This is a genomic window from Bradyrhizobium sp. S3.7.6, assembly GCF_054061875.1.
The window spans coordinates 6,585,701-6,600,624 of the sequence record NZ_JBSSEQ010000001.1; the positions used below are offsets into that span (position 1 = coordinate 6,585,701).

The 14,924-nt window shown below is 63.8% G+C and carries 14 protein-coding genes; 7 read left to right on the top strand and 7 right to left on the bottom strand.

What is annotated here, in order from left to right:
• Window positions 1-4: 4 nt before the first annotated feature.
• Window positions 5-1,021 carry a carbon-nitrogen hydrolase family protein gene (locus ACVJ5M_RS32380; protein ID WP_063984243.1) on the bottom strand — a complete coding sequence of 339 codons (1,017 nt, stop codon included), beginning with the start codon at window positions 1,019-1,021 and terminating at the stop codon, window positions 5-7.
• A gap of 127 nt (window positions 1,022-1,148) precedes the next feature.
• Between ACVJ5M_RS32380 and ACVJ5M_RS32385 the strand changes: the two genes are divergently transcribed.
• From ACVJ5M_RS32385 to ACVJ5M_RS32400, 4 genes are read left to right on the top strand one after another with little or no spacing between them, the layout of a single operon-like run.
• Window positions 1,149-3,308: a thiamine pyrophosphate-dependent enzyme gene (locus tag ACVJ5M_RS32385; RefSeq protein WP_231144520.1), complete on the top strand. Its 2,160-nt coding sequence runs from the start codon at window positions 1,149-1,151 to the stop codon at window positions 3,306-3,308.
• Window positions 3,305-4,870, top strand: a complete 1,566-nt coding sequence (locus ACVJ5M_RS32390; protein ID WP_063984245.1) for an indolepyruvate oxidoreductase subunit beta family protein — start codon at window positions 3,305-3,307, stop codon at window positions 4,868-4,870. The genes ACVJ5M_RS32385 and ACVJ5M_RS32390 overlap by 4 nt, the downstream gene beginning before the upstream one ends.
• A 28-nt stretch (window positions 4,871-4,898) precedes the next feature.
• Window positions 4,899-5,504: a MarR family winged helix-turn-helix transcriptional regulator gene (locus tag ACVJ5M_RS32395; RefSeq protein ID WP_354099312.1), complete on the top strand. Its 606-nt coding sequence runs from the start codon at window positions 4,899-4,901 to the stop codon at window positions 5,502-5,504.
• Window positions 5,504-5,986: a MarR family winged helix-turn-helix transcriptional regulator gene (locus ACVJ5M_RS32400; protein WP_063984247.1), complete on the top strand. Its 483-nt coding sequence runs from the start codon at window positions 5,504-5,506 to the stop codon at window positions 5,984-5,986. Before ACVJ5M_RS32395 ends, ACVJ5M_RS32400 begins: the two co-directional genes overlap by 1 nt.
• A gap of 81 nt (window positions 5,987-6,067) precedes the next feature.
• Here ACVJ5M_RS32400 and ACVJ5M_RS32405 read toward each other — a convergent pair whose 3' ends face one another.
• Genes ACVJ5M_RS32405 through ACVJ5M_RS32425 form a run of 5 tightly spaced genes read right to left on the bottom strand, consistent with a single transcriptional unit; the run spans window position 6,068 to window position 11,204 of the window.
• The gene (locus ACVJ5M_RS32405) at window positions 6,068-6,796 is read right to left on the bottom strand and encodes an SDR family NAD(P)-dependent oxidoreductase (protein ID WP_028155855.1); all 729 of its coding nucleotides are present in this window, start codon (window positions 6,794-6,796) and stop codon (window positions 6,068-6,070) included.
• A 2-nt stretch (window positions 6,797-6,798) separates the two neighbouring features.
• Entirely contained in the window at window positions 6,799-8,415 is a 1,617-nt protein-coding gene (locus ACVJ5M_RS32410) for an ATP-dependent acyl-CoA ligase (RefSeq protein WP_063984248.1), read from the bottom strand.
• A 7-nt stretch (window positions 8,416-8,422) separates the two neighbouring features.
• Window positions 8,423-8,899 (bottom strand): aromatic-ring-hydroxylating dioxygenase subunit beta, encoded by a 477-nt coding sequence (locus tag ACVJ5M_RS32415; protein WP_028153091.1) that lies wholly within the window; start codon window positions 8,897-8,899, stop codon window positions 8,423-8,425.
• Window positions 8,896-10,236 carry a Rieske 2Fe-2S domain-containing protein gene (locus ACVJ5M_RS32420; RefSeq protein ID WP_063984249.1) on the bottom strand — a complete coding sequence of 447 codons (1,341 nt, stop codon included), beginning with the start codon at window positions 10,234-10,236 and terminating at the stop codon, window positions 8,896-8,898. The genes ACVJ5M_RS32415 and ACVJ5M_RS32420 overlap by 4 nt, the downstream gene beginning before the upstream one ends.
• Window positions 10,237-10,253: 17 nt before the next feature.
• Window positions 10,254-11,204: a PDR/VanB family oxidoreductase gene (locus ACVJ5M_RS32425; RefSeq protein ID WP_063984250.1), complete on the bottom strand. Its 951-nt coding sequence runs from the start codon at window positions 11,202-11,204 to the stop codon at window positions 10,254-10,256.
• A 442-nt stretch (window positions 11,205-11,646) separates the two neighbouring features.
• Here ACVJ5M_RS32425 and ACVJ5M_RS32430 point away from each other — a divergent pair, with 442 nt between their 5' ends.
• Window positions 11,647-12,570 carry a catalase gene (locus ACVJ5M_RS32430; protein ID WP_063984251.1) on the top strand — a complete coding sequence of 308 codons (924 nt, stop codon included), beginning with the start codon at window positions 11,647-11,649 and terminating at the stop codon, window positions 12,568-12,570.
• An 8-nt stretch (window positions 12,571-12,578) separates the two neighbouring features.
• Here ACVJ5M_RS32430 and ACVJ5M_RS32435 read toward each other — a convergent pair whose 3' ends face one another.
• The gene (locus ACVJ5M_RS32435) at window positions 12,579-13,076 is read right to left on the bottom strand and encodes a helix-turn-helix domain-containing protein (RefSeq protein ID WP_425364297.1); all 498 of its coding nucleotides are present in this window, start codon (window positions 13,074-13,076) and stop codon (window positions 12,579-12,581) included.
• On the opposite strand from ACVJ5M_RS32435, the gene ACVJ5M_RS32440 reads away from it, so the two are divergent.
• Together ACVJ5M_RS32440 and ACVJ5M_RS32445 are read left to right on the top strand one after the other, a co-directional pair.
• Window positions 13,068-13,535, top strand: coding sequence for a hypothetical protein (locus ACVJ5M_RS32440; protein WP_425364296.1), 468 nt, complete (start codon window positions 13,068-13,070; stop codon window positions 13,533-13,535). The genes ACVJ5M_RS32435 and ACVJ5M_RS32440 overlap by 9 nt on opposite strands.
• Window positions 13,536-13,955: 420 nt before the next feature.
• On the top strand, window positions 13,956-14,909 hold the full coding sequence (locus tag ACVJ5M_RS32445) for a helix-turn-helix domain-containing protein (RefSeq protein ID WP_259258012.1): 954 nt from the start codon (window positions 13,956-13,958) through the stop codon (window positions 14,907-14,909).
• The last annotated feature ends 15 nt before the right edge of the window (window positions 14,910-14,924 follow it).

The window sequence follows — 14,924 nt, forward strand, 5'->3', positions numbered from 1 at the left end:
ACCATTATTCCGATCTCAGCGGGATCGGCGTGAAGCCCTGCCCCGCGTCATCGCCCTCACCGTCTGCGAGGCCCAGCGGCGCCAGAGGACGGCGGTTGACCCGCAAATCGAAAATATCGAACCGGTTGTAGTGCCCGACGATGTCATGCATCTGCTTCGGTTGGATGCAGCGGTCGAGATCGATGTCGGCGTACACGATGCCCTCGTCGTCGATCAGGGGATCGCCGACCACGCGGCCATCGGGTCCGATGATGCCGGAGAACGCGCTCGACTTGCGCTGCAGGCGCGCACGCGCGTCGGGGACGACCGTTTCCATCGCCGTGATGATCTCCTCCGACACGGTCGAGCAGGAGACGATCGTAAAAATCTTGCCCTCAAAGGAATGGGCGATCGCGCGCAACTTGATCGCCTCCGCCATGTCGTAGTCGGGGGGCGCGACCGGAAGCGAGATGTAGCTGGCGACATGCACGAGCTCACCCTGACCCAACAGCGCAAAGCGCGCGAGCGTGTTGGTGTTCTCGCCGCAGGCGAGTCCGCCGAGACGCCCGATCTCGGTATCATAGACGCGCAGGCTCGATCCGTCACCGCCGGTCCAGGTCAGCTTCTCCGCCCAGGTCGGCACCAGCTTGCGGTGCTTGCCAAGCACCGCGCCGTCCGGCCCGATGAAAACCAGGGTATTGTAGATCGCGCCCAGCGACACCGGGCTGCGCTCGTTCACGCCGAGCACGACGTGGCAGCCGGTATCGCGCGCGGCCTTCCTGACGACATCGACCTCCGGACCCGGCACCAGCACCGATGCCTTGGCGAGCTTCTCGAACCATGCGCTGCCCGTGACGGGATCGGTGATCCAGTTCCAGTAGGGATAGCCGGGAACGAACACTTCGGGGAACGCGACGAGCTTCGCGCCATTCGCTGCGGCTTCACGGACCAGTGAAGCCGCCTTGTCGGCTGTCGCGCCCGGGTTGAGATAGACAGGTGAAGCCTGGACGGCGGCGGCTCTAAAGCGAGGCAGCTTCAGCATTGGCCCTACCCTGTCGCTGGCTCATGACCGCCTTGCCGGAGCAGAGGTCCGCAAGCGTGATAGCATGAGGCGGCGTTGACTTACTTCACATGTAAACGTATGCTATCGCATATTTCTGGAGGGTGCAATGGCTGAACGGTCTTTTGCTCGCGAAGTCGAGGATCTCCGGCTCGGCGATGGCGATACGTTCCGCGGCGAAGGCATCCTCGCCATCACCAAGGCGCTGCTGCAATCCGGCGTCGCCTATGTCGGCGGCTACCAGGGCTCGCCGATCTCGCACCTGATGGACGTGCTCGCCGACGCCAAGGACGTGCTCGACGATCTCGGCGTCGTGTTCCAGAGCTCCGCCAACGAAGCGGCCGCGGCGGCGATGCTGTCGGCCTCGGTGATGTATCCCCTGCGCGGCGCGGTGGCGTGGAAGTCGACGGTCGGCACCAACGTCGCCTCCGACGCGCTCGCCAACCTCGCCTCGGGCGGCGTCACCGGCGGCACCATGATCATCGTCGGCGAGGACTATGGCGAAGGCTCCTCCATCATGCAGGAGCGGACGCACGCCTTCGCGATGAAATCGCAGATGTGGCTGCTCGATCCCCGCCCCGATCATGAATGCATCGTCAATCTGATCGAGAAGGGTTTTGAGCTCTCCGAATTCTCGAACACGCCCGTGATGCTCGAGGTCCGCGTCCGCGCCTGTCACATGCACGGCAGCTTCGCCTGCAAGGACAACGTCAAGCCGGCGCACACCATCAAGGACGCGCTCAACAACCCCAGGCGCGACGTCAACCGCATCGTGCTGCCGCCTGCGGCCTATGAGCATGAGCAGGAGAAGATCAAGACGCGGATGCCCGCGGCGATCGGCTTCATCCGGGACCACAAGCTGAACGAATGGATGGGGCCGAAGCAGGGCAAGGTCGGCATCATCATGCAGGGCGGCATGTACAACAACGTGATCCGCGCGCTGCAATATCTCGGGCTGTCGGATGCCTACGGCAACACACAGGTTCCGCTCTACGTCATGAACGTCACCTACCCCGTGATCGACACCGAGGTCGCGGAGTTCTGCGTCGACAAGGACGCCGTCCTGATCGTCGAGGAAGGCCAGCCGGAATATCTGGAGCAGGCGATCAACACCGTGCTGCGCCGCAGGGACATCCAGGCGCGCATCCATGGCAAGGACGTGTTGCCGATGGGCGGCGACTACACCGCGCAGGTTCTGCTCGGCGGCGTCAGGGACTTCCTGGAGAAGACCGAGCCGCGGCTGCTCGGCAACCGGCCGCCGGCGCCGGACGCCGTTCCCGTGCTCAATCACCCCGCGGTCGAGAAGCTGAAGCAGGTTGTGCCGGCACGCCCGCCCGGGCTCTGCACCGGCTGCCCGGAGCGGCCGATCTTCGCCGCCATGAAGCTCGTCGAGGAAGAGCTCGGCCAGCATCATGTCTCGGCCGACATCGGCTGCCATCTGTTCTCGATCCTGCCGCCCTTCAATATCGGCGCGACCACCATGGGCTTCGGCCTCGGCCCGGCCTCGACCTCGGCCTTCAACGTCAAGGCCGACAAACGCTCGATCGCGGTGATGGGCGACGGCGGCTTCTGGCACAACGGACTGACCAGCGGCATCGGCAATGCCGTGTTCAACAAGCACGACGGCGTGTTCGTCATCGTCGACAATTTCTACACGTCGGCGACCGGCGGTCAGGACATCCTGTCGTCGCGCGCGACCAACAAGCGGCGAGACACCAACAATTCGATCGTCAAGGCCGTGAAGGGCATCGGCGGCCAGTGGGTGCGCCAGCTCGACCGCACCTATGACGTCGGCAAGATGCGCGACACGCTGAAGGAAGCGCTGACGACCAAGGAGGAAGGCCCCAAGGTCATCGTCGCGTCCTCCGAGTGCATGCTGAACAAGCAGCGCCGCGTGAAGCCGCAGATCAACCAGGCCATCAAGGACGGGTTGCGCACCGTCAAGGAGCGCTTCGGTGTCGACGAGGACGTCTGCACCGGCGACCATGCCTGCATCCGGCTCTCGGGCTGCCCGTCGCTTTCGGTGAAGCAGCTTGACGATCCCTTGCGCGACGATCCGGTTGCGGCGATCGACAATTCCTGCGTCGGTTGCGGCAATTGCGGCGAGGTCTCCGAGGCCGCCGTGCTCTGCCCCTCGTTCTATCGCGCGGACGTCATTCACAATCCGACCGGCTGGGACAGGTTCAAATCCAAGGTCGCGATGGCCGTGATCGGCTGGTTGCAACGGCGGCGTGATCGCCGGCGTCCGGCGCTCGAGGCATTGGCATGAGAGACGAGACGGTCCGGCTGGCCCTCCCCGCCGCCGGCGAGGCAACCGAGCGGCCGATCTCGATTGCGATCGTCGCGATGGGTGGCCAGGGTGGCGGCGTGCTGACCGACTGGATCGTTCAGTTGGCCGAGAACCATGGCTGGGTCGCGCAATCGACCTCGGTGCCCGGCGTAGCGCAGCGCACCGGCGCCACGATCTACTATATCGAGGCGATGCCGCCGCTCGACGGCCGCAAGCCGATCCTGTCGTTGATGCCGACGCCCGGCGACGTCGACGTGGTGATGGCGGCGGAGTTCATGGAGGCCGGCCGATCGATCCTGCGCGGCCTCGTGACGCCGGATCGCACCACGTTGATCGCATCCAACCACCGGTCGTTTGCGATCGGCGAGAAGATTGCACCGGGCAACGGCATCGCCGACGGCGCCGCCGTCACTGGCGCCATCGGGGTTGCCGCCAAGACCGAGATCATCTTCGATCTGAACGCGCTGGCGATCGCGCATGGCAGCGTCATCTCGGCCGCGATGTTCGGTGCGCTCGCGGCGGCCGCTGTGCTGCCGTTCAGCCGCGACAGCTATCTCGACGTCATCCGTGCCGGCGGCAGAGGTGCGAAGGCCAGCGTCGAGACGTTTGAGGCCGCCTTTGACCGGGTCAAGACCGGCGCACCCGAGGTCGCGGCACCAGCGCCATCAAAGCAGGCCGATCACGTCCCCTCTCCCGCAACGCCCGATCCAGATCTTGCCGGGCTGATCGCAAGACTGAAGCAGGAGCTGCCCGAGCCTGCGCTCACCATGGCGCGCGTTGGCTTGAGGAAGGTCGTCGACTTCCAGGACGTCGCCTATGGCGCCGAGTATCTCGACATTCTCAAGACGTTGCACGCGGCCGACCGAAGCGCCGGCGGTGGTGCGCACGCCTATGCCTTCACGGAGACCGCGGCAAAGTACCTCGCCAACGCCATGAGCTATGACGACGTCATCCGCGTGGCCGACCTGAAGACGCGCGCTGGTCGCCGCGCGCGCATCGAGAGCGAGCTCGAGATGTCCGAGGGACAGGTGCTCCAGACCACCGAGTTCATGCATCCGCGCATGGAGGAGGTCATGGGCGTGCTGCCCGCGGGCTTCAGCCGCTGGCTCGGCGCGCGGCCGCGCCTGCTCGGCTGGCTCGATCGCCGCGTCAACCGGGGACGCCGGGTGCGGACTTACTCGCTGCCCTGGTTCCTGACGCTCTACGTCGTGGCCGGACTACGCGGCCTGCGACGCCGCTCGCTGCGTCACGCCGTCGAGACCGCGCATCGGGACGGATGGCTCAAGGCGGCAACCGATGCGGTCGCCGCCAACTACCAGCTCGGTGTCGAGATCCTGCAATGCCGACGCCTCGTGAAAGGCTATTCCGATACCCACAGCCGCGGGCTGTCGAAATTCGACAGGACGCTGGCGGCGATCAAGCTGGTCGAACGACGCGAGGATGCCGCCGATTGGGCACGCCGCCTGCGCGAGGCCGCGCTGAAGGACAGCGCCGGCAAGGAGCTCGACGGCGTGATCCAGACCATCAAGACTTTTGCATGATTCCATCGGAGGGGAACGCGGGAGTGGATTGCCGTTCGCCCCCCAAGACGTCAGGATCAGGCGACTTGACTACGATTCTCAAATTGTTAATCGGAGCGAAAGACCCGCGATAATCCCTCTTGTACTCGATGGTCATGCAATGCCGGCAGCACTCAAAGAGAACATTGTTCCCGTCCCTGGGCAGATCGAAACCCGGCTCTGGCTTCAATTGCTGTCGCTGCATGGCGAGCTGTTCGCGTCGCTGAATTCGATGCTGAACGCCGAGTTCGGCGTGTCGCTCGCAAAATTCGACGTGCTGGCCCAGCTCGATCGCTACAGCGATGGCCTCGCGCTCGGGCAGCTGTCGCAAAATCTAAAAGTCACCGGCGGCAACGTCTCGGGGCTGGTGCAGCGTCTTCTCGCCGACAACCTCATCAGCAGGGAAATGTCGAGCGAGGACCGGCGCTCCTTCATCGTGCGCCTGACGCCGAAGGGCGAGGCGTTGTTCAGGAAGGCAGCCGACGTCCACAAGAAGCATCTCGGCAAACGGCTCGAGAATGTTTCGGCCCGGGAGCTGGACGGTGCGCTGTCCGTACTGAAATCCCTTTCTTCAAAACTTCATACCGAGAGCAAGAAGCAAAGTCGCAAGAGATAATGGCCAGAGAATCCAAGAGCAGATGGAAGTCGGGTCCGCCGAGGACGCGGGACCAGCTGCAAACCTACATCCCGTATCTGTTCAACCGGCTCGCCAATCGCTGGAATCTCGATCAGAACCGCGACCTGAGCGACCACGGCATCAACAATGTCGTGTTCCGGACGCTATCGGTCCTGTTCATCTACAAGACCCTCACCGTCAACGAGGTCGCCGTTCTCGCGGTAACCGAGCAGTCGACGGCGAGCCGCATGGTCGAGTCCATGGTGTCATCGGGCCTCGTCAAGCGCGAGATCGCAGAGGAAGACCAGCGCCGCCGCGTCGTGGGTCTGACCCCGGACGGCGAGGCGCTGCTGCGCAAGATCTGGCCGATCATGGCGAGCAACTACGACAAGCTGATCGAAGGCATCGAGCCCGACGACATCGAGGTCTGCGCGCGCGTGCTGGCCAAGATGGTCGAGAACATCCGCCAGAACCAGATCTGATCTTGTTTATTGGAGCATGATCTTTTCGGAAAACCGCTTCACACTTTGCGCTAACGCGGCCCTCCGGGTCCGGATCATGCTCTACGGGCCAAGGCCGACGAGGCTGGTGCCGCCGCAGACATAGAGCACCTGGCCGGTGACGAAGTCCGAGCGCTCGTCGAGGAAGAAACTGATGGCGTGCGCGACATCCTCGCGCGAGCCGAGCCGCCCGACCGGCACGTTGCGCGCCATCCGCTCCTGCTGCTCGGAGCCCTTGGGAATGATGCCCCAGAAATTGTCGGTCAGGATCGGCCCTGGCGCGACAACATTCACGGTGATGCCGCTCGCGGCGAGCTCCAGCGCCCAGGTGCGCGCCATGCCGTGCACGCCGGCCTTGGTCGCCGAATAGGCCGACCGCGTCGCTGCGCCCATCGCGGCCCGCGAGCTGACGAACACGATGCGGCCGAAGCGGCGCGCACGCATCCCCTCCAGCGCCGCCTGGGTCAGCAGCATCGGCGCGCCCAGATGCAGTTGCGCCAGCATCAAAATGTCTTCCGGCTTAGCATCGGGCAGCAGGTTCGGCAGGATCACGCCGGCATTGTGCACGAGGCGATCAACGGCGTGATCGCGGCAGATCTCCTGCGCGATCGCGCGCGTCTCCTCGATATCGGAGAGATCAGCGCGATAGGCCGCGAGCAGATCATGCGTCCAGTCCGGCTTCTCCAGCCCGACCGAGACCACGCGCTGCCCGCTCTCGACGAGCTTTTTCGCCAGCGCCTCGCCGATCCCCGAATTGCCGCCGGTGATGAGTGTGGTGCGGATCTCGCTCATGATCAAACCTGTCGCCGCTTGAGGTCGCGAAGGTCGAAGAACGCACCGTCGCGCATCAGCCTGGCGACGAAATCCTTCAGGCCGCCGCGCTGAATCTTCTCGGTCGCGGTCAACGGCAGGCTGTCGACGAAACAGATCCAGCCCGGCGCCTTGTAATAGGCCATCTGCTCCAGACTCCAGCGCACGATCTCCTCGGCGAGCGCGCGGTCCGCACCGGCCTCCTCGGCGATGATGACCGCCGCAACCTCGTCGCCGCGCACCTGATCGGGCGTCGCGGCAACCGCAGCCTGCCGGATCGCGGGATGGCGATTGAGGACGGACTCGACCTCGACTGCGGCAATGTTCTCGCCGGAACGGCGGATCACGTTCTTCTTGCGGTCGACGAAATGGAGGTCGCCGTCCGCATCGCGCGACACGATATCGCCGGTGTGCAGCCACCCGCCGTCCCACGCCTCGGCGGTGGCGGCCTCGTTCTTCAGGTACTCGCGGAAGAAACCGTAACGCGGGTCCGCACCTGCCCGCCGCACCAGGAGCTCGCCCGGCGTCCCGACCGGCGCGTCGTTGCCGCTGTCGCCGACGATACGAACGTCGACCTCGGGGGCCGGGCGTCCGAAACAGCTCGTGCCGATCTTGCGCGGCTCGACATTGGCGGCGATGACGCCGCCGCTTCCCGTCTCGGTCATCGCCCAGGCCTCCAGCAGCGGAAAGCCGAAGCGCTCCTCGAACGGCGCATGCAGAAGCTTGTCGACGCCGGCGCCGAAGCCGAAGCGTACGCTGTGCGCGCGGTCCTGCTCCGATGGCGGTGCACTCATCAGCATCGAGGGCATCACGCCGAGATAGTGCAGACAGGTCGCGCGGCTGTCGCGGACGGACGCCCACCAGGTACGCGGATGGAAGCGATCGAGCATGGTGAGGCTGCCGCCGACGGATAACATCGCCATCAGCGACACCGCCATCGCGTTCATGTGAAACAGCGGCAGCGGCGTGATCATGCGCTCACAGTCCGGCTTGAGATCGATCAGCCCGCCGACATCGCGATACCAGTTTCCGGAATGCAGGAAATATGTGTTGGTGAGCACGCAGCCCTTGGGCTGTCCCGTGGTTCCAGACGTATAAAGCAGCGCGCATTCGCTCGCGTCGCTTCCGGCGGTCGAAGGCCGCGCATCTCCGAAAGGTACGGGAACGTCGTCCTGATCGGTCACGACCGGGATCGGCCGGCCGGCCTGGCGCGCCGCGGTCTCGACCTCGTCGCGCCGCTCGGCGAGGACGAACGCCGCATTCATCTCGGAATGCGCAATGATGTATTCGAGCTCGCTGATCCGCAAATCGGGATTGATCGGTACGACGGACACGCCGAGCCCGTTCAGCGCGAACCACAGCTCGACGAACGCCGGCCTGTTCTGGAGCAGCAGCCCGACCCTCTGGCCTTCGCCATAGCCCCGGCTTGCAAAAGCCGAGCGCCAGCGCTCGACCCGGTCGAGCATGGCGCGGTAGGAAATCTCGCCTGCCGCGATGCCATAGATATCGGCGGTCTCCGGCAGCACGTTGAGGAAGCCTGCCTCCTCCCGGCGAAGGGCGGTCTCGCGAAAGCGGGCGTAGACTGTGGTCGCAGCGGTCAAGGCGTACTCACATGAAAAGCTGGATGTTGCCGAACGGCGCGTCGAAATTGACGAGATCGACCCGCTTGAGCTTGATCTTCAGGGCATCGCCGACCTCTACGAATTCGTGCGACGCCCATCCCGAATAGCGCTCCAGCAGATCACCGCGGGTCTCGGTATAGATATAGGACGTCCGCGCCTTGTAGACGCCCGCAGCCGGGTCGCACGCCACGATCCGCGGTGCCTGGAGAAGATGATGGCAACGGCTCTTCGGCTTCTGGCTGAAGGTCCGCTCGCCGGCGAGCCGCTCGACCCGCACCTTCAAGAGCAGCAGATCCTCGTACATCAACGAGGGCTGGAGCACCGGATCCTGCTGCTGCCATTCGAGCGGCATCCAGTAGCGCCCTTCGGGGTGAAACAGATCGAGCCAGGCCTGCCATTGCATCGTGTCGAGCAGCTCGGCTTCCAGATAGATCAAGTCCGTGATGGCCTTCTCGTCGATCATTCCGCGGCCTCGACACGCTTGTCCATGTCCATGGTCATGAATTTCGACCAGGCGTGGAACTGGTTTCGCATCTGTCGCTCGGACGTGCCGTTGATCACGGCCGTGACGTCCTGCTCTTCATGGTTCTCGTAAAGGCGCCGCAGATTGACCCATTGATTGCCGTTGGACTTCAGTCCTTCCTGCGCCCGCTCGTACATTTCGAGATCATCGTGTCCGACGATCGAGGTCGGCGCATTGATGAAGCGGTTGTACATCAGCGCCCGCTCGTAGAGCTTGTCCGGCGCGCCGACCAGGCGATAGACCCAGCTCTCGACCAGCGTCCTGTCGACCGCGATCGGGATGAAATTGCGCAGGATCTGCACGGCGCCCTTGACCATGATGTTCGGGAAATACACGGTGTTGTGCCTGACCTCGCCGAGGATCTCGTGCGCCCGCTCCTCGCCATAGGCCGCGACCATCTGGCCGAGATAGCCTTCGATGTCCGAATAGTTGGAATGGATGGAGTTGGCGACGCCGGTATGGCCATGGCCGTTCGGCCAGATCCTGATGCCGCTCTGCTCGTAGAACTCGTACGGGCTCATGAAGGGACCATAGAGCTGCACCGCCATCGGTGTCTCCGTGGAATCGCCCTGCTCGCGCTTCCAGACCTTGACCGCGGTGCCGGCCGAGCTCTCATGCGCCACCATCGGATGGCAGGTGTCGGTCTGGTTCTCGACCAGCATCTTCCAATTGCAGGTGTGCATGTAGCGGATCGGCGTCGCCTGGACTGCGAGCTTCCCCTCCGGCGAGCGGTCGACCATGTTGTCGATGGTCGAAAGGCTCTCGCCGAAATAATCCTCGAAGGACACGCCGTCATCGCTCAGGCGGGCGAAGATGAAATCGCGATAGATCACGACGTTCCTGACCTTCGACAATCCCTCATTCGCTTGCGTGTCGCCAAAGCCGGTGCCCTCGTAGCCCTTTTTCAGAGGGATCGCGAGCAGCGAGCCGTCGGTCTTGAACGACCAGGCGTGATAGGGGCAGCGGAAGAACTTTCCGGTGTTGCCGCAGGGCTCGGAGGCGATCTTCACGCCCTTGTGCGGACAGCGGTTGTAAAAGACGTGGATGGAGCCGTCGGTGTGGCGGCTCGCCAGCACCGGCTGACGGCCGATATTGGCGGTAATGAAATCGCCGGGCTTTCCCAACTGGCTCGCGTGCCCGACATAGATCCAGCTGTTCGGGAACAGGTGCTCCATCTCGAGCTCGAAGATCTCGGGGTCGACATAGACGTCGCGGTGCACCTCGGCCTCGCGCACCAGCGCCGCGATCGCGTCGGCGTTCTGTCCGTATTTCGCCATGACGTCCCTCGCCTCCCCTAGAGATCCAGCACCAAACGTTCCGACTTCGCGCGTGACACGCAGATCTGCATGACCTTGTTGGACGCCCTCTCGTCGTCGCTGAGGATGATGTCGCGATGGTCGGGTACCCCTTCGATCACGCCGCACTGGCAGATGCCGCAATCGCCGCGCTGGCAGTCGTAGAGCACGTCGAGACCAGCGGCCTCCAGCGCCTGGATGATGGTCTGACCGGCCGCGACGCTGACGACCTGCCCGGTCGATTTGAGCTCGACCTCGAACGGCAAGTCGGCCGAGGACGATTGCTCGGCCTTGAAGAGCTCGTAGTGGATGCGGTCTGCCGGAATGTCCCTGCCGAGCGCAGCCGCCTTCACCGCTTCAATCATGCCGGCCGGACCGCAGGCGTAAATGTGGGCGTTTGCGGCGGCAGCGCCGAGCGCCGCTGCAATGTCCAGGCGGGACTCGTCGCTGTCGTAGTGGATGGACAGGCCCTTGGCGCATATCTCCTGCAGGTGCGGCAGGAACGCGAGCAGGCCTTGCGTGCGGCCCGCATAGTGCAAGCGATACGGGCTTCCTCGGGCCGCGAGATTCGCCGCCATCGACAGGATCGGCGTGACACCGATGCCGCCGGCGAACAGCAGCGCGGGCGCCGCTCCCTCATGCAGATGAAAATTGTTGACCGGCGCCGTTGCCTTCACGACATCGCCGATCTTCAGCGCGTGCATGAACTGCGAGCCACCGGTCGAAGCCTCCTCGCGCAGCACCCCAAGCGCCAGCATACCTTCGGGAAGGCCCGGCAAAGCCATCAGCGAGTACGGCCGGTCGCCTCCATTCGGGAGCGCCACGCGGATATGGGCGCCCGCCTGCCATCGCGGCGCGACACCGTCCTCCACGCCAAACACAAGGCTCCGTATGAACGGCGTCTCCGCGGCATACGATCTGACCTTGAGCTTGAGCGGATGCGTGTCCATTCAGGCATCTCACGAATTATATGAATTTGCATATTTTTAGACATGTAATAATTAGCTGTCAATCGCCGGCGCGGGCTCAGGCTCGGATTGCAGTCCCAGGCACGTCTCGTTGGTGCAGGACGGCTGGCACGGCCCCTCTGAGGTTGCCCACGCCTCAGCAGATCACTCCGAAGAACGGCCGGCCGTGCTTTCAATGGACTTTGCTGCCCGTGCACACGCCGCCTTTGAGCGCCCGCCCCGATCCATGATGGGCCGTGGGAAGACTTCAACTCAAGCCGCTCATTTTACTGAGGTATTTTATCGTAAACGATCCACCGACGCCGCGTTGAGTGCCCTGGACCGCGCAAGATGACAGCAATCGCGCTGCAACCACAGCAATCGCTCTGGAGCGGGAAAGCAGCCCCACCGCTAAGGGTTGGGGTAGCAAATCCAAGACCAAGCCATGTCCCTGTTCCCGAGCGGCACCGCCACCCCCGCCTCCATTGTCGAGGCTCAGAAAGCCGTTCTGGGCAATCCACCCAACGCACGCGCGAGCTTTGCCAAGGGCCGCTGCGTCCGGGGGACCTACATCCCTTCGGATCGGGCCGACGAGGTCACGAAGTCGCGCAGCTTCACAAGACCATCGCGCGTGCTGGCGCGCTTCTCGGTGGACGGCGGTCCTCGCGAATCCGAGACCAGGGATCTCACGCTGCGCGGCTTCAGCTTCAGGCTCGGCAACGACGAGCACCGCTCCGACATCCTCACACAGAGCGCTCCGGTTCATTATGCGAGGACGCTCGATCAAATGCTGGCATTCCTCACCTCGCGCATGCCCGGTCGCGACGGCAGGCCGGACCTGGAGAGGATCAAGGCCTTCTCCACCGCCAATCCCGAAACGCTGCGTCAGGCGAACTACATCGCCGCGCATCCGCCTCCCCCGAGCTTTGCCAGCACGACCTACTGGGCCGTCCACGCCTTCCCCGCAACGAATTCGAGGGGCGAGACGCAGTTCATCAAATTCAAGGTCGTCCCGGTCGGTAGCGAGCTTGCCGCGATCAGGGGTAAGGCCAAGACGACGTCCGCCGACGTCCTGCACGACGATCTCAAAGGAAGGATCGCGACGCGCGATATCCGGTTCAGCCTGATGGCGCTGCTCGGTCGTCCCGATGACCCGACGCAGGACGTCACGATCCGGTGGCCGGATGAGGACAGCCGGGAAGCCGTACGGCTCGGAACGATCGTGATCACCGCGATCGAAGCGGACGAGACGTGCGATACTTCCGGCTTCGATCCGGCAAATCTTGCGGAGGGCATCGGTTATCCGCCGGATGAGATCTTCGTGGCGCGACGCGCCGCCTACGCCAATTCACTGGCGCAGCGCCGCTGATCGGACGATCACGTCTCGCTGTCCCTGATGCCAAGCGCTTCGCGGCGCCATGCCGCCGGGCTGACGCCCACCTGCGCCGAGAACACCTTCGTCAAATGGCTTTGATTGGCGAACCCGACCGAGATCGCAATCTCGGACAGCGGCACGTCGCGCAGGGTCATCAACTGCTTTGCCGCCTTCACACGCTGGCGGAGCAGCCACTGATGAGGCGGGAGGCCGGTCGAGATTCGAAACGCGCGGGAAAAATGGCTAACCGAGAGACCAAACTCGGCCGCGATCTGTTGCAGTGAAAGCGTCCCGCCGAGATCCGAGTCGAGCCTTTCGCAGGCTCGCCTCACCTGCCATGGGGAAAGACCGCCCCGGGCCGCATCCGCGACGCGCTGCCATCCGCCATAGGTCTGGGCAATGTGGGCCGTGAACGCGAGCATCATGTGGTCGATGAAGAGCTGGTTGGCCTCTGCCGGACGACGCAGTCCTTCCAACATCAGGGCGCCGACATGGCGCATGATCTCGTCGTCATGGCCGAAACCATACCGGCACGCGAGGTCGCCAATGGGCGGCGTGCGGGCTTCTCGCGCGATTCCGTCGAGCATCAGACGGGGAAGATAGAAATGGACGGAATGGAACGGCTTGTCGATGACGAAGCGCGGATCGTGCCGGAGATCGTACAGATAGGTCGTACCGGCTCTGACATCCGTCTTCGTAAAGCACTTGCCGTGCTCCCAGAGCTCGCAGTCAGGATAATCCTGCAGCTTCAGGCTGACGAGATAGGCGTCGTCGGCAAGCGAGCCGGAAAGACCCTCTACCGGCTCACTGTTCAGGGTTTCGGTGACCGCAACGTCGACGCCTCGCCGCGACCGCGTGATCAGCGAAGGCGGTGCATCCGCCAGGCTCAACTGCCGCTTGACCCTCTGTCCGAAGGTGCCAGCCAGTGCCATTCGATCGACCCATCCGTGGAATTCTGACCAGGCAACCCATCTGACTGCCGTCGCCCTGGAGGTCGGTAGCATTATCCGCTTCGGAGTACGGCGGTCCAGTCGCGTTGCGGCGTGATTTGCGATTGCGACGGGGCGCCGCGGCCGATTGTGGCAAAGCCATTTTCAGAAGCGATTTCAATATCTAATGCGTAAATCATGAGCTTGATTCTCCGCAGTCGTCCAGGGATCGCCGATCACAAGATCTCGCGTCCGAGCGCTTTGAGCAGAATCAGGACAAGCACCGCGGTTTCAGGAAAGACCCCGTAGTCCCACGTGCCTAGAAAACCACACCGAGCGCTCGCCGCGCGCTGCGGCACCCGTACGGGTGCAAAAGAAGCGATGGCTTCACGCCGGGCGCGCAAATCGCGCTCAGCCGCGAGTGCAAGGCCCCTGAGACGAGCACGTCCAATGAGCAAACCGATCTCGCACAATTCTGCGCGTGAAAATCCTCCGGCCGCATCCGAGCCAAGCCAAGGCCAGTCGTCGTCGACCGGGCGGCGTGCCGCTGATGCCGAGATGGCGCGTGTGCTCCACACCGAACCATTTCGCGTGGCATTGGACTCCTCCGGTGCCGGGATCGCCCACTGGAAACACGAACCCTTGCACGACGTCGTCGAGCCCATGAGCCACCACGTCATCATGGCCTACAACGGCGCGATGCAGCACATGGAGCGGCGGTCAGGACGGTCCGTTGCGATTGGAACGTTTCGCCGCGGGGTCGTGATCATCATTCCCGAAGGATCGAGCTCCCGATGGGATATTCCGAAGCCTGTCGACGTCGTTCAGCTCTATCTTCCTCACGCAACGCTGAAACGCGTCGCCGACGAAGCCGCGAGCGGCACATCGAGCGATCTCCTGGAGCGAACGGCGCATCCTGATCCCATCACGTCCCGATTGATCCTGAGCGCGGTCAACACGCTGGAGGGCAATGGGGCCCTGGACACGCTGTTCAGGCATCAGTTGATCGACCTCTTGTCGATGCGTCTCCTGGCTGCCCATACCGGCTCGCAAGCCACATTCCAGCCGACCATCGGTGGGCTTTCGCCCAAGGTGCTGGCCCGTGCCATCGAACGCTTGCGCTCGGACAGCGATACCGACGTCTCCCTCGATGCCCTCGCCTCCGATGCCGGCCTGTCGCGTTTCCACTTCTGCCGCGCATTCAAGGAAAGCACCGGGCTCTCGCCTCACGCCTGGCTGCGCCAATACCGGCTCGAGCAAGCCATGAACCTGCTCCGCGATACCGACGTATCGATCGCCCTGGTTGCGGCAGAGCTTGGTTATGCCTCGCAAACGGCCTTCGCCGCGGCGTTCAAGCGATTGAACGGCGAAACGCCGAGCGATTGGCGACGACGCGTGCGTTAGTAGCAATCGCTCCGC